This window comes from Enterobacter cloacae complex sp. I3, from assembly GCF_014896175.1.
GTDB classification, from domain to species: Bacteria; Pseudomonadota; Gammaproteobacteria; order Enterobacterales; family Enterobacteriaceae; genus Enterobacter; species Enterobacter bugandensis.
In genome coordinates this window covers 61,883-82,090 of record NZ_JADBQZ010000022.1, presented here as the reverse complement: position 1 = coordinate 82,090, position 20,208 = coordinate 61,883, and the positions used below count along the sequence as shown (strand labels likewise).

Here is a 20,208-nt window from a genome sequence, read left to right as displayed (position 1 = left end):
ACATTAAAGATTTCAGATCACGTAAAAATCTTCTATAGATTCATAGTAAAGATGTGATTTTAGATAAGGCATGCAACCCTTCTATAAAAGTGTCACTTGAAAGCAACTGTAACTTAGAGCGCTTGTAGCAAAAAATCCCCACTGGCGGTGGATGACAAGTTTTGACAACTCAGTCTGTACGCCAGCGTCCGGGCCAACCAGAACAGTGATCTGAATGAAGCTCGAGGATGGTTGCAAAGGGGGAGTGCTTAACACCTCCTCTCCTGTGTTCCCGCATCTGAAGTTTTCTAAAGGGGTAGCGGTTGACACTTTCCCCCTAGTTTTCCCTAGTAAGGCATAACAAACCATAACAGGCTGACACCTGCCCTGCTTCACATCAGCCCTTTACACGTTAGCTGCAGCTGTTGTGCGTGAGCGTTAGGATCCGTTAGGTTGGGTTGACACTTTTCCCTGTTTTTCACGAAAAAGTGTCAAGTTAGAGGAATTAGGTTTGGCCGAGGGTTTACAGTTTCTCACCTGCCAGCAGACAGAGTGCCTTTAATCTTGTTTCGCTCCAGTTATCCTGGGTGTCGGGATGCATTGCGGCCACATAGGCCAGCTCGGAACGCAGGAAACGCAGACCACCAGCCATGTGATCTTTCCCATAGAAGCTGTGGGTTTCTTCATCCAGCCGGAAGAGAATCAGCAGTTGTTCATCGAGCTCATGCTGAACATCAAAACCCAGCTCAGCGGCTGCGGCCTCAATTCGCTGGCCAGCATCAATAACAGCCGGCAACTCTTTCCCGCCGTCATGCTTCCATACCCATGCTGCGGCCTGCGCCCACGTCATTTCAGTTTGGTGTTCGCCAGCACCAGCAGAATTTTTTAAGCCTGCGATGCGTCAACATCCACTTTATCGCCTGAAATAACGATTTCACCGCGCGCTATCCTGCCGTAAACAGTTTGCCGGCTGACGCCCATACGCCTGGCGTAGGCTGATTTACTTAATAGCATCGTGATGTTTCCCTTCAGGCAGAAAAAAGCCGCCCTCAGGCGGCCTGCTTCTCTTCTGAATGTGTCTGCCGCTGGCTGCCTTGAGCATCGCGCTGACATGTTCGCTTAACTAATCAAGGCCAGGAATGAGTAGATGCCAATGATTTAACCGATGCGCGTTTATTTCTCAGGTAATCGAGAATGTTTGCTTCCTGCTAATTTGGATCCGAATCGTTGAAGATAACGTTCAGTAAATCAGTCTCTGCTTCAACCTGAGCAGGAGAAGACGCAACAGTTGAATGCTCAAACATGCGCTTAGAATTGATGCGAATTTGGAAGCTTCTTTCCCAAATCTTCCCCATCGTGCAGATAAGAAGGGAGCTAATGATGCGTAACTTTTTGAGAGAACTGGTGCCGATAATAGGAGTCGAACCTACGACCTTCGCATTACGAATGCGCTGCTCTACCAACTGAGCTATATCGGCCCTGAGAGGCCGGTTACGAGTGTAACCACGGGGCAAAAGGTTAGATCTAACCGGGTGATGCGTCAATGCCCTTTTGAATCAAACGGCTATTTTTGCATCACCCGTGACTATTTACGCACGAATCGTATCGTCACCGAAGCCGATCCACTTATAGGTGGTCAGCGCTTCAAGGCCCATCGGACCACGCGCGTGCAGTTTCTGCGTGCTGACCGCCACTTCTGCGCCAAGTCCGAACTGGCCGCCGTCCGTGAAGCGGGTGGAGGCGTTCACATATACCGCAGAGGAATCCACTTCATTCACAAAGCGATCGGCATTGCGCAGCGTACGCGTCAGGATCGCGTCAGAATGCTGCGTGCCGTGTCCACGAATGTGCGCAATAGCGTCGTCGAGATCCGCAACCACCTTCACGTTCAGATCCAGCGACAGGAACTCGTCGTCGTACTGCTCCGCTTTTACGGGAACCACGCTAGCCGGGCCACCCTGGAGCAGCGCGAGAGCATTGGTATCAGCGTGCAGCGTCACCCCGCTCTCCGCCATCTGCTTGCTCAGAGCAGGCAGGAAAGTACTCGCAATCCCCTGGTGCACCAGCAGCGTTTCCACGGTGTTACAGGTGCTTGGGCGCTGGGTTTTGGCGTTGACGATAATCTTCAGCGCTGGCTCAATTTCGGCGCTGTCGTCCACCACGATATGGCATACGCCGATGCCGCCCGTGATGACCGGAATGGTCGACTGCTCACGGCAGAGCTTGTGCAGGCCTGCGCCACCGCGTGGGATCAGCATGTCGATGTATTTGTCCATGCGCAGCATCTCGTTGACCAGCGCGCGGTCAGGGCTCTCAATCGCCTGCACGGCCCCCGCCGGCAAGCCGCACTCTTCCAGCGCCTGCTGGATGACTTTCACCGTCGCGGCGTTGGTGCGCCAGGTCTCTTTCCCACCGCGCAAAATGGCGGCATTACCGGTTTTCAGGCACAGGGAAGCGACGTCAACCGTCACGTTTGGACGGGCTTCATAAATCACGCCGATGACGCCGAGCGGCACGCGGCGACGCTCCAGACGCAAACCGCTGTCGAGCAGCCCACCGTCAATCACCTGTCCTACCGGGTCGGCCAGGTTACAAACCTGACGAACATCGTCGGCGATACTTTTAAGACGCGCCGGGTTCAGCGCCAGGCGGTCGAGCATCGCTTCGCTCAGGCCGTTTCGACGCGCTTCCAGCAGATCCTGCTCGTTGGCAAGCAAAATGTCCTGAGACTGTGCTTCCAGATAATCAGCGATTTTTTCCAGCACGCGGTTTTTCTCGCGGCTGGAAAGGAGCGCCAGTTTGTAAGAAGCGGCCTTCGCGGCTGCGCCCATTTGTTCCAGCATGTTCTGGCTCCTTAACGAATAATCATGTCATCGCGATGCACGGCAACCGGGCCATATTCATAGCCCAGAATAGCGTCGATCTGCTGCGAGTGGTGGCCCGCAATGCGGCGCAGGGCATCGCTGTTATAGCGGCTTACGCCATGCGCGATGTCGCGACCTTCAAGGTTACGGATGCGGATCACTTCACCACGGGAGAAGTTGCCTGTCACGCTTTTAATTCCTTTAGGAAGCAATGAACTCCCTCGTTCCAGAATCGCCGCGGTTGCCCCTTCATCAACGGTGAGTTCACCGGCAGGCGGCGCGCCAAAGATCCAGCGCTTGCGGTTCTCCAGTGGGGATTCCTGGGCGTGGAAGCGGGTGCCAACGGAAATGCCTTCCATCACGTCGCCAATCACGCCAGGGCGGCTGCCCGCGGCAATGATGGTGTCGATACCGGCGCGGCACGCCACGTCGGCGGCCTGCAGCTTGGTCCCCATCCCGCCCGTTCCGAGGCCGGACACGCTGTCACCGGCGATGGCGCGCAGCGCATCGTCGATACCATGAACATCGGTAATCAGCTCGGCTTCCGGGTTGGAGCGCGGGTCGGCGGTGAACAGCCCCTGCTGATCGGTCAGAAGCAGGAGTTTATCGGCCCCGGCCAGAATGGCGGCCAGCGCAGAGAGGTTATCGTTATCGCCCACTTTTATTTCAGCGGTGGCAACGGCATCGTTTTCGTTGATAACGGGAACAATATTGTTGTCCAGCAGCGCGCGCAGGGTATCGCGGGCGTTCAGGAAGCGCTCTCTGTCTTCCATATCCGCACGCGTCAGCAACATCTGCCCGACGTGAATACCGTAGATAGAGAACAGCTGTTCCCAGAGTTGAATGAGTCGGCTTTGTCCCACGGCGGCCAGCAGCTGTTTAGAGGCGATCGTCGCGGGGAGTTCGGGGTAACCCAGGTGTTCACGCCCGGCGGCAATCGCCCCGGAGGTCACAATCACAATACGGTGCCCTGCGGCATGCAGCTGAGCGCACTGGCGTACAAGCTCAACAATGTGGGCGCGATTTAGGCGGCGCGATCCGCCTGTTAACACACTGGTACCGAGTTTTACCACCAGCGTCTGGCTGTCACTCATGATTCTCTGCCGTTCAACGATAAGGGAAAGTAATGTCGAACGAACGTTTTAACAGGAGTCAGCCCGGTTGCCAACTGCCTTAGTGCATCACCAGGCACTTTGTTGCGCGGGATCAGGAAGCGTAGCGGCAGAATTTGACAAATTTATTACCGTAATAATAAATCACAGTTTTTTAAAATTATTCTTAGTTTGTCATAAAAGTTTCATTCCAGAACGATAAAACCCTTCCTGTTTTTTCACGGGACTTAAGCATCAGCTTATCGTCCAGCGAATTTTTAAAGCGCGTTTATAAGACAGGATCGAAAATGAAAAAGAGCACTCTGGCATTAGTGGTTATGGGCGTGGTGGCTTCCGCATCTGTTCACGCAGCAGAAGTTTATAATAAAAACGGTAATAAACTGGACGTGTACGGCAAAGTCAAAGCTATGCACTATATCAGTGATGATGACACCAAAGATGGTGACCAGACTTACGTTCGTTTCGGTTTTAAAGGCGAAACCCAGATTAACGATCAGCTGACGGGCTATGGCCGTTGGGAAGCTGAATTCGCAGGTAACAAAGCTGAAAGCGACTCCTCGCAGAAAACACGTCTGGCGTTCGCCGGTATTAAACTGAAAGACTTTGGTTCACTTGATTACGGCCGTAACCTGGGCGCGCTTTATGACGTCGCGGCATACACCGATATGTTCCCTGAGTTCGGCGGTGACGGCCTGGCACAGACCGACAACTTCATGACGAAACGTGCCTCCGGACTGGCCACCTACCGCAATACCGACTTCTTTGGCATGGTAGACGGTCTTGATATGACCCTGCAGTACCAGGGCAAAAACGAAAACCGCGACGTGAAAAAGCAGAACGGTGACGGCTTTGGTACGTCTCTGGCCTATGACTTCGGCGGCAGCGATTTCTCCGTCATTGGTGCTTATGCCAGCTCCGATCGCACCAACGCGCAGAACCTGCAGGCGCGCGGTGAAGGTAAAAAAGCCGAGGGCTGGGCAACCGGTCTGAAATACGACGCGAACGATATTTACCTGGCCACTATTTATTCTGAAACCCGCAATATGGCCCCTATCTCCGGTGGTTTTGCAAATAAAGCGCAAAACTTCGAAGTGGTTGCACAATATCAGTTTGACTTTGGTCTGCGCCCATCCGTGGGTTATGTACAGTCCAAAGGTAAAGATATCGAAGGCATTGGCGACGAAGATATCGTGAAATATATTGACGTGGGCGCCACGTATTACTTCAACAAAAACATGTCCGCGTTTGTTGATTATAAAATCAACCAGATTGACGACGATAATAAGCTGGGCGTGAGCAGCGATGATATCGTTGCGCTGGGTGTGACGTATCAGTTCTAAGATTATCCAGATAAGAAAATCCCGGCATACAAGCCGGGATTTTTTTGCCCAGGGTAAATGCGGTCTGCTGCCCTCACCCCGGCCCTCTTCCACAGGAAGAGGGAAAAACCATTACGCGGTCAGCTTCACCGCTTCGCTGGAAAAGTCATCCGCTGGCTCTAACTTAAGGTCCAGGGTGGCCAGCAGCGCGCTCGCTTTGTCGTGGAACTCTTTCAGGGTGTATTCCAGGCGATCGATCACTTCCTGATCTTTGATGGTAGTAGCCTGCCAGTTGCCGTCTTTATTAAACAGGCCAAACTGATAGCTATACGTAAAACGTTTCTCCTCTGCTTCCATTTCCATCCACCAGCCCCAGAATTCACGTTTTTCGGGTGCAGGCTTCACGTTGACGCATACAGCCAGGCAGTCGAAAAAAAAGCGATTCTCTTCACACTGCTCTTCTCGAATATACGGGCCGAGAGCCATAAATTTCTTGATCAGCCTACTTTTCGGGTGTCCACTCGGTAACGTCATTGCGATCTCCTTTTGTGAAGCCACTGTTTTACCAAACCAGCGAAATTTAGCAATCTATTAACACACTCTCTGGGCGATCCAGCGCGTGATCTCTTTCAAGGCTTTGTCAAAATTCTGATACACCGGGCTGAACGGCACCTCAAGCAATTTGCCATCCGCAGATGACGAAGTGATTAAGCGCGACTCTTCCTCCGGGCTGAACGGATCGTTTTTCCAGAAACCGGACAGCATCGGCGTCGGGCAGCGGCGTCCCAGCAACCCTTGCGTTTTTAACGAGTAGCGATTGAGTTCGACGCGCAGCGCTTCGTCTGAGGCATCATGCATGCCAAGTCGACTGGCAAGGACGTCCAGATACATCTCCGGCACGCTGCCCTGACGGGCAGGATCGCTGAGCAGGGCGTGAACCACCGGGCCCAGGCAGGCGACGGCCTTCAGACGTGAAGATTCAAGGTAAGCCAGACGCACCGCAACGTTGGCACCAAAACGGAAGCCGAACGCCGCGACGCGGGTGTGGTCAACCCACGGAACATTTTCCAGCGCTTTAAGCGCATGCTGGTGCAGCAGGCTCGAATCCTGCGTTAACTTCCACTTCGATGAAAATCCAATAGAAGGCATATCGAGCGTCAGCATCGCGATCCCTTTTGGTGCGAAGTAGCGCTCATACAGGCTGTAATAGTCGATTTGCAGGGAGTCCAGCCCGCCGCACATTAGCACGGTCGGGAACGGTCCGTCGCCTTCAGGCATGTGCAGGAACCCGGTGACGGGGGCACCGCCCGGAACGGCGAACTCAAGCTCGCGCATCTGACCCGGCAGACGTTGAGCAGCCTCCTCATAGGCACGATTCGCCAGCGCTTGAGCCTGTTCGGCCAGCTCATCCCCTTTCAAATGCGGATAGGCGGCGATGGCGTAGAGGTTGGCCGCGTGCAGCCAGTGCTTGCCGCTTCGCGTGGCATCCTCTTCCTGGCTGGCTTTTTGCTGCCAGAGCATCGCCTGTTTAGACCATTCGTAGATCCAGTTCCCGCCCCGGTAGCCCACCACCGTGTCGTAGAGCTCGCTGTCGGTACGCTCCGACTCGCTCATTACGATACGCGCCTGCACGTCGAGGATTTCACGAGGATCGATACCGCGCCAGATCCACATCAGGCGGTTAATCATGCGATACCAGTGGGGAACGTTTTTACCGTCTAACGCAGACTGGACGGCAGGCATGGTTCCCGGATTAAACCGACGGACCAGCGTCGACGTTTCAGGGTGTTTGAAACGGGGTTTGAAAAGCGTCTCGGTGAGATTTGCCTGCGTCATTGCGTTGCCTCCATGGATACGTCATATAGTGCCCATTGTAACGCGTGGCAGGCCAAAAAGAACAACGCCCGGCATAGCCGGGCGTGTAAAGTTACGTACTGGTATTAACGGCCTGAGATAGGCGGCACGAAGACCACGCCCATATCCCATGGCTGTTCAATCCAGGTATCCTGCGGAATATCAATCACGTAATCGTCGACCAGCGGACGGCCAGCAGGCTTCGCAAAGATAGTGACGAAGTGCGCTTTCGGGTACATTTCGCGAATAGCGACCGCTGTACCGCCGGTGTCCACCAGATCGTCGATAACGATGAAGCCTTCACCGTCGCCTTCAGCGCGTTTCAGCACTTTCAGCTCACGCTGGTTATCATGGTCATAGCTGGAGATGCAGACGGTATCGACATGACGAATACCCAGCTCACGTGCCAGCAGCGCCCCCGGTACCAGACCGCCACGGCTGACGGCAATAATGCCTTTCCACTGTTCGGAAGGCATCAGACGCGCAGCCAGTTTGCGTGCGTGAATCTGCAACATGTCCCAGGTGACGACGTATTTTTCGCTCATGTGAAGTGTCCCAGCCTGTTTTTATACGGCTTAAAAAGTGTTCGAGGGGGAAATAGGTTGCGCGAGATTATAAAGATCTGGCGCACTAAAAACCAGTGTTTAGCGCTTCCTGCCTGAGTTTTTACATGCTTTATGCTACCAGCCAGCAGAGAAAGTGGTATTCTCAGTTGCATCTCGCAAGCCTGTCTTGTGGTAACTATTAACCTGCTAACCCTGTGGCCTGCAACCCTGTTTGCAGCGCCTCGACAAGGAGACTTATCGTGTCTGAACTGTCTCAATTATCTCCGCAGCCGCTGTGGGATATTTTTGCCAAAATTTGCTCCATTCCACACCCTTCCTACCATGAAGAACAGCTTGCCGAACATATTATGGGTTGGGCGAAGGAAAAAGGTCTGCACGCAGAGCGCGACCAGGTTGGCAACATTCTGATCCGCAAACCGGCTACCGCAGGCATGGAAAACCGTAAACCGGTTGTACTGCAGGCGCACCTGGACATGGTGCCACAGAAAAACAACGACACCGTTCACGACTTCACTAAAGACCCAATCCAGCCGTACATCGACGGCGACTGGGTAAAAGCGCGCGGCACCACCCTGGGCGCGGACAACGGCATCGGTATGGCCTCTGCGCTGGCGGTGCTGGCTGACGACAGCGTTGAACACGGTCCGCTGGAAGTGCTGCTGACCATGACCGAAGAAGCGGGCATGGACGGCGCGTTCGGTCTGCAGGCGAACTGGCTGCAGGCGGATATCCTGATCAATACCGACTCCGAAGAAGAAGGCGAGATCTACATGGGCTGCGCGGGCGGGATTGATTTCATCTCTACCCTGCCGCTGTCACGCGAAGCGATCCCTGCTGGCTTCCAGACCTTCAAGCTGACGCTGAAAGGGCTGAAAGGCGGCCACTCCGGCGGTGATATTCACCTAGGCCTGGGTAACGCCAACAAACTGCTGGCGCGCTTCCTGGCGGGCCACGCGGCCGAGCTGGACCTGCGTCTGGTGGACTTCAACGGCGGCACCCTGCGCAACGCGATCCCACGCGAAGCCTTTGCCACCGTGGCGGTGCCAGCGGCGAAAGCGGACGAGCTGAAAAAACTCTCCAGCGTCTACCTGGATATCCTGAAAAACGAACTGTCGGCGAAAGAGAAGAACCTGACCGTGGTGCTGGAATCCGTGTCTACGGATAAAGCCGCCCTGACCGCGCAGTCTCGCGACAGCTTCGTTCAGCTGCTGAACGCGACGCCAAACGGCGTGATTCGCAACTCTGACGTGGCGAAAGGCGTGGTGGAAACCTCTCTGAACGTGGGCGTGGTGACCATGAGCGACGACAGTGCGGAAATTATCTGCCTGATCCGCTCCCTGATCGACAGCGGTAAAGAGTATGTAGTAAGCATGCTGGAATCTCTGGGTGCGCTGGCGGGCGCGAAAACCTCCGCCAAAGGCAGCTACCCTGGCTGGCAGCCGGATGCAAGCTCTCCGGTGATGGCACTGGTGCGTGAAACTTATCAGCGTCTGTTCAACAGCACCCCGAACATCCAGGTGATCCACGCGGGTCTGGAATGTGGTCTGTTTAAGAAGCCGTATCCGGACATGGACATGGTTTCCATCGGGCCAACCATTACCGGTCCACACTCGCCGGATGAGCAGGTTCATATTGAAAGCGTCGGCCATTACTGGACGCTGTTGACGGAACTGCTGAAGGCGATCCCTGCGAAGTAATTTGTCGTCTGTTGCCCGGCGGCGCTACGCTTGCCGGGCCTACGATGAGTGCAATCTACAATCCCAAAACCAGCTGACGCTCCAGCTGCGGATCCAGCAGCGTGACGTGCAGTCCCACCAGCCTCACCCCTCGTCCGCCTCGTCGTTCTTCCCACGCCTTTTTCGCTGTTGCGATAAGATCTTCTTTGTTCAGGCGCGGCCAGACGTGCTCCTGCGTCGTCTGCTGAAAATCGTTAAATTTCAGCTTGATGCCCTGTCGGGCAATCAGTAAATCAGGCTTTACTTTGATCAGGCGTCGCTCCAGCTCCGGATAGAGCTGTTCCGTAATAATGGTTTCGCATTCTGACCAGTCATGGATGTCTTCGCTCAGCGTGCGCTCAACCCCGACCGATTTACGAAGCCGTTCGTTGTTTACATCGCGGTCGTCAATGCCCTGACTGCGCTCCCACAGCACGCGGCCAAACTTCCCAAAGCGCTTGAGCAGCATAGCCAGGTCGCTTCGCTGCACGTCTTCGCAGGTGCGTAACCCCATACTTTCCAGCTTCGCGGCGGAGACTTTGCCTACGCCGGGGATTTTGCCAAGCGGCAACGTTTTTAAAAACGCCGGGACCTCTTCAGGGGTGATGACGTACTGGCCGTTGGGTTTATTTAAATCGGAAGCAATTTTGGCGAGAAATTTTACCGGCGCGACGCCTGCCGACGCGGTGAGATTCAGCTCGTTGAAAATGGTCTGGCGGATCTCCTGCGCCATCAGGGTAGCGGAGCCGTGACAGTGCAGGCTGTCGGTGACGTCCAGATAGGCTTCGTCCAGCGAAAGCGGTTCAATCAGTGAGGTGTAGCGGGAGAAGATTTCGCGTATATGGTTTGAGGCTTCTTTATAGGCGTCAAAGCGCCCGGGCAAAAGAGTAAGGTGCGGACACAGTTTCAGCGCCATCGCCGTCGGCATGGCGCTGCGCACGCCAAATTTGCGTGCAGGATAGTTGGCGGTGCTGATCACACCGCGCTGAACGCGGCTGCCGCCAATGGCGATGGGAATATCCCGCAGCGCCGGGTTGTCACGCATCTCCACTGCGGCAAAAAAGCAGTCCATATCGACATGGATTATTTTGCGCATCGGTCATACCACACATGTATTTATATACAGTATAACAAAAGGCAAAAAATGCGTCAGCTATTTTCCTTACTCACGGTTGTCATATAAACGTGTTACAAACATTCGTAATAAAACCTTTATATACATACACTTATTTAATCAATGGAGCGTAATTATTCATGAAGAAAATTCTCCCGATTTCGTTACTGTTTCTGGCGAGTGCTGCATCTGCTAGCCCTGCGATCGTTGCCCACCGGGGCGGGACTGCGGATGCACCTGAAAATACCCTGCCAGCCATTAAGCTCGCCCTCGAAAACAAAGCAGATATCGTCTGGATTACCGTGCAGCTCAGTCGGGATGGCGTACCGGTTCTCTATCGACCTGCCGATCTGAAAGCGTTAACCAATTTGCAGGGAAAGGTGTCGCAGTATACCGCTGAAGAACTGGCAAAGGCGGATGCCAGCGTGAAGTGGAAAGATAAGGGCCTGCCGGAAAACCTGCTTAATTCCCCGATACCGACGCTGAAGTCGGTGCTGAGCGCCTGGCCAAATACGCGTTTTTTCATTGACATCAAATCGCCGGATGCCGATCCGGCGACCATGGGCAACGCGCTGCTTAACGTATTGAAAGAGACCAACAGCCTGAATCGCGTTCGCGTTTATTCAACCGAAGATCGCTATATGGAAGCATTGCCTGTCGAAATCCCCCGCTTTGTCACGCGCAGCGAAACCCGCACGCGTCTGGCCACGATTTCGCTGAGCCACGAATGTCTTCCTCCTTCACAAAAAATGGGCGATTACTGGTATGGGCTTGAGTTAAACCGAAAAGTAGAAGTGGTCGAGAAATTCACCTTAGGCGAAGGTGTCTCTCCTGCAACATTAACGTGGGACAAAGAGGCCGTTGACTGCTTCCGCTCTCAGGGCAATGCCCATCTGATTTTTATCGGCGTGAACTCAGTAGAGGATTACCAGAAGGCGAAAACACTGGGTGCCGAAGGGGTTCTTGTAGACTCACCAGCCAAAGCCAAAAGCTGGGCAAAATAAATGATAAAGGCCGCATGAAGCGGCCTTTTCCTAGATGATCCTCTGCTGGTCCCGGGCCATGCGCTTTTTACGTGCATCGCACGGTTCGGGGCAGTCGCACACCTTTTCCATTCCGATGGAAGATATACCTCCACAGCTGCCCTGAATGCTTTTACGCTTGATGATCCAGCCTAAAGACATACCGAACATCACCAGCAAAAATACCGCAAAGGTTGCCAGAAAGGTCAACATAATCAGCCTCCGAAATCATCAAGGAGGATGTTTTCATCTTCCACGCCGAGATCTTTGAGCATCTTGATCACGGCGGCGTTCATCATTGGCGGACCACACATATAGAACTCGCAGTCTTCCGGTGCCGGGTGCTGTTTGAGGTAGTTTTCATACAGCACATTGTGAATGAATCCCGTATAGCCCGTCCAGTTATCTTCCGGCTGCGGATCGGAGAGCGCCACGTGGAAGGTAAAGTTCGGATTCTCACGCGCCAGCTGTTCAAACTCATCGTCGTAGAACATTTCGCGCAGCGAGCGCGCACCGTACCAGAAGCTGATTTTACGCTTGCTGCCGAGACGCTTGAGTTGGTCGAAGATGTGCGAGCGCATAGGGGCCATACCCGCACCGCCGCCGATAAAGACCATTTCCGCGTCGGTATCTTTAGCAAAAAACTCGCCGAACGGACCGGAGATCGTCACCTTGTCGCCTGGCTTAAGGGACCAGATATACGACGACATCACGCCCGGCGGCGCGTCAGGCACGTTTGGCGGTGGCGTGGCGATACGCACGTTGAGCATGATAATGCCCTTCTCTTCCGGGTAGTTAGCCATGGAATAGGCGCGCAGCGCAGGCTCTTTTACCTCGGAAACAAAGCGGAAGAGATTAAATTTATCCCAGTCGGCCCGGTACTCATCGGGCACGTCGAAGTCCGCATAGGCCACGGTGTGCGCCGGACAATCAATCTGGATATACCCGCCTGCACGGAACGGGACGCTCTCCCCTTCAGGGACACGCAGCTTAAGCTCTTTAATGAACGTGGCTTTGTTATCGTTCGAGATAACCTCGCACTCCCATTTTTTCACGCCGAAAATCTCTTCCGGCAGCTCAATCTTCATGTTCTGACGCACCGCGACCTGGCACGCCAGGCGGCACCCCTCTTTCGCTTCGCGCTTCGTGATATGCGACAGTTCAGTAGGCAGAATATCACCGCCCCCCTCTTTCACCGTCACACGGCACTGCCCGCATGAGCCGCCTCCACCGCAGGCTGACGAGACAAAAATCCCGTTGCCCGAGAGCGTATTAAGCAATTTGTCCCCTGCCGGAGTGCGGATCTGGTTCTGCGGATCGTCATTGATATCAATGATCACATCCCCGGAATTAACCAGCTTTGCGCGCGCCGCCAGAATCAGCCCTGACAGCACCAGTACTATCAGCGTGAACATCACCACGCCAAGAATAATTTCCATCTGTTAGCCCTTATAGCTGCACACCGGAGAAGGACATAAAGCCCAACGCCATCAGACCGGTGGTGATAAAGGTGATCCCTAAGCCACGCAGCCCCGCAGGCACGTTGGCATATTTCATTTTTTCACGGATCCCCGCCATAGTGACAATCGCCAGCATCCAGCCGATACCGGAACCGAAGCCGTACACCACCGATTCACTGAAGTTGTAATCGCGCTGAACCATAAACGAGACGCCACCGAAGATGGCGCAGTTCACCGCGATCAGCGGCAGGAAGATCCCCAGAGCGTTGTACAGCGACGGGAAATACTTATCGAGGATCATCTCCAGGATTTGTACCAGCGCCGCAATCACCCCGATGAAGGTGATGAAGTTCAGGAAGCTAAGATCGACGCCTTCCACCAGCGCGCCGTCCCGCAGCACGAAGTTGAACACCAGGTTGTTAATCGGAACCGAAAGCCCCAGCACAACGGTGACCGCCACGCCCAGGCCAAATGCCGTCGAGACCTTTTTAGAGACGGCAAGGAACGTACACATGCCCAGGAAGAAGGCGAGCGCCATGTTTTCAACAAACACCGCGCGCACAAATAAACTCAGGTAATGAGCCATTGTCGGTTACTCCTTTTCCTGCTGCTCAGGCTTCAGCGTACGAATCAGCCAGATCAGCAAACCGATAATGAAAAACGCGCTTGGGGCCAGCAGGAACAGGCCGTTCGGCAGATACCAGCCGCCGTTCTGTACCGTATCCAGCACCTGAACGCCAAACAGCTTGCCGCTGCCAATCAGCTCGCGCAGGAAACCGACCGTCAGGAGGATCACGCCGTAGCCCAGGCCGTTGCCGATACCGTCCATAAAGCTCGCCAGCGGCGGCATTTTCATGGCGTAGGCTTCAGCGCGCCCCATCACGATGCAGTTGGTGATAATCAGCCCGACAAACACCGAAAGCTGTTTGGAGGTTTCATAGGCGAACGCGCGCAGCAGCTGATCGACCACGATCACCAGCGAGGCGATGATCGCCATCTGCACGATGATCCTCACGCTGTTGGGGATGTGGTGGCGGATCATCGAGATAAACATGCTGGAAAACGCCGTCACCAGCGTTACCGCCAGCGTCATCACCACCGCCGTTTCCAGCTTGGTCGTTACCGCCAGAGCCGAGCACACACCCAGCACCTGCAGGGTTATCGGGTTATTGGCTAAAAGTGGGCCAATCAGCACCTTTTTAACTTCTTTCAGTTCACCCGTATCAGCCATTGTTCAGCGCTCCTTCACGTACGTTCTTCAGGAAGGGACCAAAGCCCAGTTCACCCATCCAGAAATCAAAACTGTGCTGCACCCCGTTAGAGGTGAGTGTGGCGCCGGAAAGACCGTCCACGGCGAATTCATCCCCAGGACGCGCGCCTCCTTTCACCACCTTCAGCGCAGGCTGACCGTTATCATTAAGCACTTTTTTACCGATAAACTGCGCACGCCAGTTAGGGTTTTCCACTTCGCCACCCAGCCCCGGCGTTTCGCCCTGATCGTAATAAGTAATACCTTTGACCGTGCGGCCATCGGTATCCAGTGCCACAAACGCATACATCATTGACCATAAGCCGTTGCCGTAGATGGGCAACACGATTTCCTGTATGCGCTTCTGCTCGTCACGGACGAGGTAAATCTCCGCCATATTGCTGCGGCGCTTAATGCCAGCCGGATCCTGCGAGGCGTCAAGCACGGTGCTCATCTGCGGATCCTTTAATGCCAGCGCCTGGTTATATTTCGCCGGGTCTTTATCCATCAGCTCGCCGGTTTTTAAATCCACCAGCCGTGCGGTAATGCGTTCAGCAAACACGGCCGCGACGTCGTCCTTCGTCATGCCTTCCTGCATCAGCCCGGCCACGGCCAGGATGTTGCGCTGTTTATCCAGCGCGCGCTGTTCCTGCTGCAGCGGTTTCAACCCTACGGCGGAACCGGCAACCACGATGGAACAGACCAGACACAGTACCAAAACCACCAGCAGCGTTTTGCTGATGCTGTCGTTATTTTTAACCTCAGCCACGCGCCTTCCTCCGCTTAATGTTGGCGCGCACGACCAGGTAGTCGAACAGCGGCGCAAACAGGTTGGCAAACAGAATGGCCAACATCATCCCTTCCGGATAGGCCGGGTTGACCACGCGAATCAGTACACACATCACGCCAATGAGCGCGCCGTAGCACCATTTCCCCCTGTCGGTAAAGGAGGCCGAGACGGGATCGGTGGCCATGAACATCATGCCAAACGCAAAACCGCCCAGCACCAGGTGCCAGTACCACGGCATGGAGAACATCGGGTTCGTGTCTGAACCAATGAGGTTGAACAGCGTGGCGGTAAGCACCATGCCGAGCATAACGCCCGCGACGATGCGCCAGGACGCCACGCGGCCAAAGAGGATGATGGCCCCGCCGATCAAAATCATCAGGGTAGATACTTCGCCAATAGAGCCCGGAATGTTGCCAAGAAACGCGTCGAACCAGGTCACGGGCTGGCCGGTAGCATTGTTGACCAGCGTTTCGCCGCCGCCTGCCGCCCACTGAGAAAGCGGCGTCGCGCCGGAGAAACCGTCCGCAGCCGTCCACACCAGGTCGCCCGAAATCTGCGCCGGGTAAGCAAAGAACAGGAACGCACGCCCCGCCAGAGCCGGGTTGAGGAAGTTACGACCGGTGCCGCCGAAAATCTCTTTGGCAATCACCACGCCAAAGCTGATCCCCATCGCCGCCTGCCAGAGCGGTAGCGTGGGCGGAACAATCAGCGCAAACAGAATGGAGGTCACGAAGAAGCCCTCGTTGATCTCGTGTTTGCGGATAATGGCGAACAGCACTTCCCAGAAGCCGCCCACGATAAAGACGGTCATGTAGATCGGCAGGAAGAAGACGGCCCCCAGCGTCATCATGCTGACCCAGCCTGCATCAGCCGCAAAGCTCACGCCCAGCGACTGCGCCAGACGATAGTGCCAGTCAGACTGGATCACCTGCGCCAGTTGCTGAGCGTCGTACATATGATGCAGCGCCGGAATGATTTGCAGACCAACGTTGTACATGCCCCAGAACATGGCCGGAAAAACCGCAAACCACACCAGGATCATCATGCGTTTCAGATCGATGGCATCGCGAACGTGCGCTGCCCCTTTCGTCACCAGACCCGGAGTGTAGAAAATAGTCGTCGTCGCTTCATACAGCGGGTAGTACTTTTTGAGCTTCCCTTCGGTAAAGTGCGGCTCAATTTTTTCAAAGAGGTGCTTTAATCCCATGGTTATCCTTCCTGCTCAATGCGGGTTAACACCTCGCGCAATACGGGTCCATATTCGTATTTACCCGGACACACATAGGTACAGAGCGCCAGATCTTCTTCATCCAGTTCCAGACAACCGAGCGCCTGCGCGCCGTCGGTATCGCCTGCCAGAAGATCGCGCAGCAGCACGGTAGGCAGAATATCCAGCGGCATTACACGTTCGTAGTTGCCAATCGGAACCATCGCGCGCTCGCCGCCGTTCGTGCTGGTCGAGAAGTTAAAGAGCTTATGACGCAGAAAGTGGCCAAGCGTGGTGCGGGTGACGGAGTATTTTTCTGCGCCAGGCAGAACCCAGCCGAACAGCTCTTTCTCACGCCCTTCCAGAACGACGCTCACCTGAAGATGGAAACGTCCCAGGTACGCGTGCGCATTGACAGCGCGGCGGCCGCTGAGTACCGAACCGGAAATGAGGCGGTTTTCACCCTCTTTCGTTTCCCCTGCCAGCAGTTCATTAATGTCTGCTCCCAGAAGCGTCTTAACCAGACGCGGGTTTGCGGCCTGCGGCCCGCCGATGGCGATAATCCGTTCAGCGCAGAGTTCACCCGTAATAAAGAGCTTACCGATGGCAATGACATCCTGATAATTAAGGTGCCAGACCTGTTTTTTAAGGCTCACCGGCTCAAGGAAGTGGATATGGGTCCCGACCAGACCCGCCGGATGCGGGCCGGAAAATTCATTAAACGTAACCTGCCCCTGCGGATGGCCGCCAAGCTTGCCGCCGCTGGCCTGGCAAACGTGCACTTTTCCGGGCGTCAGGCGAGTCAGAACGGTCAGCCCGGCATCAAAGGCTTTACGCTGCGCCAGAATAATGGGCTGCGGGTCTGCGCTGAGCGGGTTGGTGTCGATGGCCGTCACGAAAATGGCAGCCGGGGCGGTATCAGGAACGGGTGATTTGCTGAAAGGACGCGTACGCAGCGCCGTCCACAGGCCGGACGCGAGCAGCTGAGCCTGCACATCTTCGCGGCTAAGCGTCGCGAGGTCTGCCGCATCATAACGAGCAAACTCACGCTGTTCATCGCCTTCAATGCGGATTACCACCGACTGCAGCACGCGACGCTCGCCGCGGTTGATCGCTACCACTGTGCCGCTGGCGGGGGCCGTGAACATGACGCCGGGATTTTTTTTGTCTTCAAAGAGCGCCTGCCCTTTGATCACGCGATCGCCCTCCTGCACCAGCATTGAAGGACGCATGCCCAGATAATCGTCACCTAAAATTGCGACATGACGGACGCTTGCGCCACACGAGACGTGCTGCTCAGGCACGCCTGCAATCGGCAAATTAAGTCCTTTTTTTATTTTAAACATGTGGTTAGCAGGTTTCCATAAACAACGATCCAGTGGGCGCAAAGTGTAACATTTTCCCCTTCTCTCGGGCAGGGGATCCACGGTCGGGCGCGCCAAAATGCGAGCTATTACGCAAAGTTCCTGGAGCCAGCGCGTTTTTGATGGTTTATAAAGTAAAACTAATTTGTAAACTCACCGCCCGGCTCTTGCGAAAATCTATAGCGGTGCTAATGTGAGCGCACCTAACAGAATAATCTGATTTCGGGTCTCTTTTGCCGTCCTGGCAAGTTAGTCCAGGTTTTATCAAGGAATTTGTAGTATGCGTAAAATCGCATTGTTCATTGCGATGCTTCTGATTCCGTGCATGTCGTTTGCCGGGCTGCTCAGCAGCAACAGCTCCACCACGCCGATCAGCAAAGAATATAAACAGCAGTTAATGGGATCCCCGGTTTATATTCAAATCTTCAAGGAAGAGCGCACGCTCGATCTGTTTGTAAAAATGGGCGAAACATATCAGCTGCTTGATAGCTACAAAATTTGTAACTATTCCGGCGGGCTGGGCCCGAAACAGCGTCAGGGCGATTTCAAAAGCCCGGAAGGTTTTTACAACGTTCAGCGTAACCAGCTAAAGCCGGATAGCCGCTTCTATAAAGCCATCAACATCGGTTTCCCGAACGCCTATGACCGTGCTCACGGTTATGAAGGGAAATACCTGATGATCCACGGTGCCTGCGTGTCTGTCGGCTGCTACGCGATGACCGACTCCGGCATTGATGAGATTTTCCAGTTCGTAACCGGCGCACTGGTCTTTGGGCAGCCTAACGTTCAGGTCAGCATCTATCCGTTCCGCATGACCGATGCCAATATGGCGCGCCATAAGTACTCTTACTACGCCGATTTCTGGAAACAGCTGAAGCCGGGTTATGACTACTTTGAGCAGACCCACAAGCCGCCGGTAGTCTCTATCGTCGATGGCCGTTACGTGGTCAGCAAACCGCTGAGCCACGAAGTCGTCCACCCGCAGCTGGCGTCAAATTACACGGTCCCCGAGACAAAATAGCACCCACTCGCCTGGCATAATCTTTTGCCAGGTTTCGTTGCCCGTCAGCGGCTGCGTTGCAATAACGGTGACCACATCGTTCGGTGTGGTCTCCTTCTGAAAGTCTATCTCCACATCCTGATCGAGCAGCGTAGCAACGCCAAACGGCGCGCGGCGCGTGATCCAGAAGAGATTCGTCGAGCAGAACGCCATCACGTAGCGCCCGTCAGACAACAGCATGTTAAACACGCCTTTTTCACGCAATTCGGCTGCCAGCGTCGCGATGTATTTGAATACGGCGGCCATATTGCCGGGCGTGCGCGGATAACGTTCTGTCAGCTTATGCAGCAGCCAGCAGAAGGCCTTCTCGCTGTCCGTTTCGCCCACCGGACGGAAGTTGCCCGTTTCAAGAGATTTATAGCCCGTAAGCTGCCCGTTGTGCGCGTAGGTCCAGTTACGGCCCCACAGCTCGCGGGTAAAGGGATGGGTATTTTCCAGCGCAACTTCGCCGCGGTTTGCCTGGCGAATATGCGCGATCACCGAACAGGATTTAATGGGATAGTCCTGCACCAGTTTGGCAATCGGTGAGTTAAAACTGGGCTGTGGATCTTTGAACGTGCGACACCCTTTGCCTTCGTAGAAGGTGATGCCCCAGCCGTCTTTATGCGGCCCGGTTCCCCCACCGCGCTGAACCAGCCCGGTGAAGCTAAAGCAGATATCGGTTGGCACATTGGCGCTCATCCCGAGCAGTTCGCACATACATCACCTCCACAACAGCGGGGGGCACCGGTGCCCCCCAGCGAAGCCTTACTTAACCATCTCTTTTTCGATCAGCTGGATCAGGATGTGGATCACTTTGATGTGAATTTCCTGAACGCGATCTGCATAGCCGAAGTGCGGAACGCGAATTTCGATATCCGCCGTACCGTCCATCTTACCGCCATCTTTCCCGGTCAGGGTGATCACCTTCATCCCTTTTTCACGCGCGGCGGCGATCGCTTTGATCACGTTCGCGGAGTTACCGGAGGTAGAGATACCCAGCAGCACGTCGCCTTCACGGCCTACTGCCTCAACGTAGCGGGAAAAGATGTGGTCGTAACCGAAGTCGTTGCCTACGCAGGAGATGTGGCTCACGTCGGAAATCGCAATCGCCGGGTAGCCCGGACGGTTTTCGCGATAGCGTCCGGTCAGCTCTTCGGCGAAGTGCATGGCGTCACAGTGGGAACCGCCGTTACCGCAGGAGAGCACTTTGCCACCGGCCTTAAAACTGTCGGCCAGCAGGACCGCCGCGCGCTGAATAGCGTGAATATTGGCATCATCTTTCAGAAAGTTCGCCAGCGTTTCCGCCGCTTCGTTCAGTTCGTTACGAATAAGATCCTGGTACATGAGGATAATCCTTCAGTATTGATGAAATAACACAGTGGAGTGTACCGGATAGCGGGAAAAGCGAGAAGCTAAAGCCATGCGAATCGTCCGGCGTTTTGATTTTTTGTGCCGACGAAAACGCGAACAATGTGAACCAGGTTGTAATTATTTTGTAAACACATTGCTAAAGGAATTCACATCAACTACAACCATATCATCACAAGTGGT

At 54.7% G+C, this 20,208-nt stretch carries 20 protein-coding genes and 1 tRNA gene; 4 read left to right on the top strand and 17 right to left on the bottom strand.

The genetic code is table 11. The features are described 5' to 3' along the window. Positions 1 to 502: 502 nt before the first annotated feature. The 4 genes from IM271_RS17570 to proB form a co-directional block, all read right to left on the bottom strand. The gene (locus tag IM271_RS17570; protein ID WP_226859011.1) at positions 503 to 829 is read right to left on the bottom strand and encodes a hypothetical protein; all 327 of its coding nucleotides are present in this window, start codon (positions 827 to 829) and stop codon (positions 503 to 505) included. Between the two features lie 552 nt (positions 830 to 1,381). Continuing rightward, positions 1,382 to 1,457: transfer RNA gene (locus tag IM271_RS17565), tRNA-Thr, on the bottom strand. Between the two features lie 111 nt (positions 1,458 to 1,568). Continuing rightward, positions 1,569 to 2,822 (bottom strand): glutamate-5-semialdehyde dehydrogenase, encoded by a 1,254-nt coding sequence (proA, locus tag IM271_RS17560; RefSeq protein WP_193052947.1) that lies wholly within the window; start codon positions 2,820 to 2,822, stop codon positions 1,569 to 1,571. Positions 2,823 to 2,833: 11 nt separating this feature from the next. Beyond that, complete coding sequence (gene proB / locus IM271_RS17555) at positions 2,834 to 3,937, bottom strand: glutamate 5-kinase (RefSeq protein ID WP_014882684.1); 1,104 nt, start codon at positions 3,935 to 3,937, stop codon at positions 2,834 to 2,836. A gap of 305 nt (positions 3,938 to 4,242) precedes the next feature. Here proB and phoE point away from each other — a divergent pair, with 305 nt between their 5' ends. Further along, positions 4,243 to 5,295 carry a phosphoporin PhoE gene (gene phoE / locus IM271_RS17550; protein ID WP_028012086.1) on the top strand — a complete coding sequence of 351 codons (1,053 nt, stop codon included), beginning with the start codon at positions 4,243 to 4,245 and terminating at the stop codon, positions 5,293 to 5,295. 111 nt (positions 5,296 to 5,406) lie between these two features. Here the strand turns inward: phoE and crl are convergent, their stop codons facing one another. From crl to gpt, 3 genes are all read right to left on the bottom strand, one after another. After that, positions 5,407 to 5,808, bottom strand: coding sequence for a sigma factor-binding protein Crl (gene crl / locus IM271_RS17545; protein WP_063942701.1), 402 nt, complete (start codon positions 5,806 to 5,808; stop codon positions 5,407 to 5,409). Positions 5,809 to 5,865: 57 nt separating this feature from the next. Beyond that, positions 5,866 to 7,110: an esterase FrsA gene (frsA, locus tag IM271_RS17540; RefSeq protein ID WP_028012084.1), complete on the bottom strand. Its 1,245-nt coding sequence runs from the start codon at positions 7,108 to 7,110 to the stop codon at positions 5,866 to 5,868. Between the two features lie 104 nt (positions 7,111 to 7,214). Next, a complete protein-coding gene (gpt, locus tag IM271_RS17535) occupies positions 7,215 to 7,673 on the bottom strand; it encodes a xanthine phosphoribosyltransferase (protein WP_003863205.1) in 459 nt (152 codons plus the stop codon). A gap of 260 nt (positions 7,674 to 7,933) precedes the next feature. On the opposite strand from gpt, the gene pepD reads away from it, so the two are divergent. After that, on the top strand, positions 7,934 to 9,391 hold the full coding sequence (pepD, locus tag IM271_RS17530) for a cytosol nonspecific dipeptidase (protein WP_045630671.1): 1,458 nt from the start codon (positions 7,934 to 7,936) through the stop codon (positions 9,389 to 9,391). A gap of 55 nt (positions 9,392 to 9,446) precedes the next feature. Here pepD and dinB read toward each other — a convergent pair whose 3' ends face one another. Continuing rightward, positions 9,447 to 10,505 (bottom strand): DNA polymerase IV, encoded by a 1,059-nt coding sequence (gene dinB / locus IM271_RS17525; protein ID WP_041911133.1) that lies wholly within the window; start codon positions 10,503 to 10,505, stop codon positions 9,447 to 9,449. 158 nt (positions 10,506 to 10,663) lie between these two features. Between dinB and IM271_RS17520 the strand changes: the two genes are divergently transcribed. Next, complete coding sequence (locus IM271_RS17520) at positions 10,664 to 11,527, top strand: glycerophosphodiester phosphodiesterase family protein (protein WP_028012081.1); 864 nt, start codon at positions 10,664 to 10,666, stop codon at positions 11,525 to 11,527. 30 nt (positions 11,528 to 11,557) lie between these two features. Here the strand turns inward: IM271_RS17520 and nqrM are convergent, their stop codons facing one another. The 7 genes from nqrM to IM271_RS17485 are packed head-to-tail and all read right to left on the bottom strand — an operon-like array spanning position 11,558 to position 17,597. Further along, positions 11,558 to 11,758: a (Na+)-NQR maturation NqrM gene (gene nqrM, locus IM271_RS17515; protein ID WP_028012080.1), complete on the bottom strand. Its 201-nt coding sequence runs from the start codon at positions 11,756 to 11,758 to the stop codon at positions 11,558 to 11,560. A 2-nt stretch (positions 11,759 to 11,760) separates the two neighbouring features. Then, complete coding sequence (nqrF, locus tag IM271_RS17510) at positions 11,761 to 12,984, bottom strand: NADH:ubiquinone reductase (Na(+)-transporting) subunit F (RefSeq protein WP_045630674.1); 1,224 nt, start codon at positions 12,982 to 12,984, stop codon at positions 11,761 to 11,763. A gap of 10 nt (positions 12,985 to 12,994) precedes the next feature. After that, on the bottom strand, positions 12,995 to 13,591 hold the full coding sequence (gene nqrE, locus IM271_RS17505; protein WP_003863217.1) for an NADH:ubiquinone reductase (Na(+)-transporting) subunit E: 597 nt from the start codon (positions 13,589 to 13,591) through the stop codon (positions 12,995 to 12,997). A gap of 6 nt (positions 13,592 to 13,597) precedes the next feature. Further along, a complete protein-coding gene (locus IM271_RS17500; protein ID WP_028012078.1) occupies positions 13,598 to 14,236 on the bottom strand; it encodes an NADH:ubiquinone reductase (Na(+)-transporting) subunit D in 639 nt (212 codons plus the stop codon). Further along, on the bottom strand, positions 14,229 to 15,023 hold the full coding sequence (locus IM271_RS17495; protein WP_193052946.1) for a Na(+)-translocating NADH-quinone reductase subunit C: 795 nt from the start codon (positions 15,021 to 15,023) through the stop codon (positions 14,229 to 14,231). Before IM271_RS17495 ends, IM271_RS17500 begins: the two co-directional genes overlap by 8 nt. Then, positions 15,016 to 16,251, bottom strand: coding sequence for an NADH:ubiquinone reductase (Na(+)-transporting) subunit B (locus IM271_RS17490; RefSeq protein WP_193052945.1), 1,236 nt, complete (start codon positions 16,249 to 16,251; stop codon positions 15,016 to 15,018). The genes IM271_RS17495 and IM271_RS17490 overlap by 8 nt, the downstream gene beginning before the upstream one ends. Before the next feature lie 2 nt (positions 16,252 to 16,253). Further along, entirely contained in the window at positions 16,254 to 17,597 is a 1,344-nt protein-coding gene (locus tag IM271_RS17485; RefSeq protein WP_193052944.1) for a Na(+)-translocating NADH-quinone reductase subunit A, read from the bottom strand. 298 nt (positions 17,598 to 17,895) lie between these two features. Between IM271_RS17485 and dpaA the strand changes: the two genes are divergently transcribed. Beyond that, positions 17,896 to 18,636, top strand: a complete 741-nt coding sequence (gene dpaA, locus IM271_RS17480; protein ID WP_041911140.1) for a peptidoglycan meso-diaminopimelic acid protein amidase — start codon at positions 17,896 to 17,898, stop codon at positions 18,634 to 18,636. On the opposite strand, the gene IM271_RS17475 is transcribed toward dpaA, so the two are convergent. Together IM271_RS17475 and lpcA are read right to left on the bottom strand one after the other, a co-directional pair. Then, on the bottom strand, positions 18,607 to 19,374 hold the full coding sequence (locus IM271_RS17475; RefSeq protein WP_028012073.1) for a class II glutamine amidotransferase: 768 nt from the start codon (positions 19,372 to 19,374) through the stop codon (positions 18,607 to 18,609). The two genes, dpaA and IM271_RS17475, sit on opposite strands and share 30 nt — an antisense overlap. A gap of 48 nt (positions 19,375 to 19,422) precedes the next feature. Beyond that, positions 19,423 to 20,001 (bottom strand): D-sedoheptulose 7-phosphate isomerase, encoded by a 579-nt coding sequence (gene lpcA / locus IM271_RS17470; RefSeq protein WP_003863232.1) that lies wholly within the window; start codon positions 19,999 to 20,001, stop codon positions 19,423 to 19,425. Between the last annotated feature and the right edge of the window lie 207 nt (positions 20,002 to 20,208).

What these genes read in the sequence shown, in the direction of transcription:
- frsA (WP_028012084.1), bottom strand. Translation starts at nt 7,110, where the DNA reads ATGACGCAGGCAAATCTCACCGAGACGCTTTTCAAACCCCGTTTCAAA.
- nqrF (WP_045630674.1), bottom strand. Translation starts at nt 12,984, where the DNA reads ATGGAAATTATTCTTGGCGTGGTGATGTTCACGCTGATAGTACTGGTG.
- phoE (WP_028012086.1), top strand. Translation starts at nt 4,243, where the DNA reads ATGAAAAAGAGCACTCTGGCATTAGTGGTTATGGGCGTGGTGGCTTCC.
- gpt (WP_003863205.1), bottom strand. Translation starts at nt 7,673, where the DNA reads ATGAGCGAAAAATACGTCGTCACCTGGGACATGTTGCAGATTCACGCA.
- IM271_RS17570 (WP_226859011.1), bottom strand. Translation starts at nt 829, where the DNA reads ATGACGTGGGCGCAGGCCGCAGCATGGGTATGGAAGCATGACGGCGGG.
- nqrE (WP_003863217.1), bottom strand. Translation starts at nt 13,591, where the DNA reads ATGGCTCATTACCTGAGTTTATTTGTGCGCGCGGTGTTTGTTGAAAAC.
- proA (WP_193052947.1), bottom strand. Translation starts at nt 2,822, where the DNA reads ATGCTGGAACAAATGGGCGCAGCCGCGAAGGCCGCTTCTTACAAACTG.
- crl (WP_063942701.1), bottom strand. Translation starts at nt 5,808, where the DNA reads ATGACGTTACCGAGTGGACACCCGAAAAGTAGGCTGATCAAGAAATTT.
- IM271_RS17500 (WP_028012078.1), bottom strand. Translation starts at nt 14,236, where the DNA reads ATGGCTGATACGGGTGAACTGAAAGAAGTTAAAAAGGTGCTGATTGGC.
- dpaA (WP_041911140.1), top strand. Translation starts at nt 17,896, where the DNA reads ATGCGTAAAATCGCATTGTTCATTGCGATGCTTCTGATTCCGTGCATG.
- IM271_RS17490 (WP_193052945.1), bottom strand. Translation starts at nt 16,251, where the DNA reads ATGGGATTAAAGCACCTCTTTGAAAAAATTGAGCCGCACTTTACCGAA.
- dinB (WP_041911133.1), bottom strand. Translation starts at nt 10,505, where the DNA reads ATGCGCAAAATAATCCATGTCGATATGGACTGCTTTTTTGCCGCAGTG.
- IM271_RS17520 (WP_028012081.1), top strand. Translation starts at nt 10,664, where the DNA reads ATGAAGAAAATTCTCCCGATTTCGTTACTGTTTCTGGCGAGTGCTGCA.
- lpcA (WP_003863232.1), bottom strand. Translation starts at nt 20,001, where the DNA reads ATGTACCAGGATCTTATTCGTAACGAACTGAACGAAGCGGCGGAAACG.
- proB (WP_014882684.1), bottom strand. Translation starts at nt 3,937, where the DNA reads ATGAGTGACAGCCAGACGCTGGTGGTAAAACTCGGTACCAGTGTGTTA.
- IM271_RS17475 (WP_028012073.1), bottom strand. Translation starts at nt 19,374, where the DNA reads ATGTGCGAACTGCTCGGGATGAGCGCCAATGTGCCAACCGATATCTGC.
- IM271_RS17485 (WP_193052944.1), bottom strand. Translation starts at nt 17,597, where the DNA reads ATGTTTAAAATAAAAAAAGGACTTAATTTGCCGATTGCAGGCGTGCCT.
- nqrM (WP_028012080.1), bottom strand. Translation starts at nt 11,758, where the DNA reads ATGTTGACCTTTCTGGCAACCTTTGCGGTATTTTTGCTGGTGATGTTC.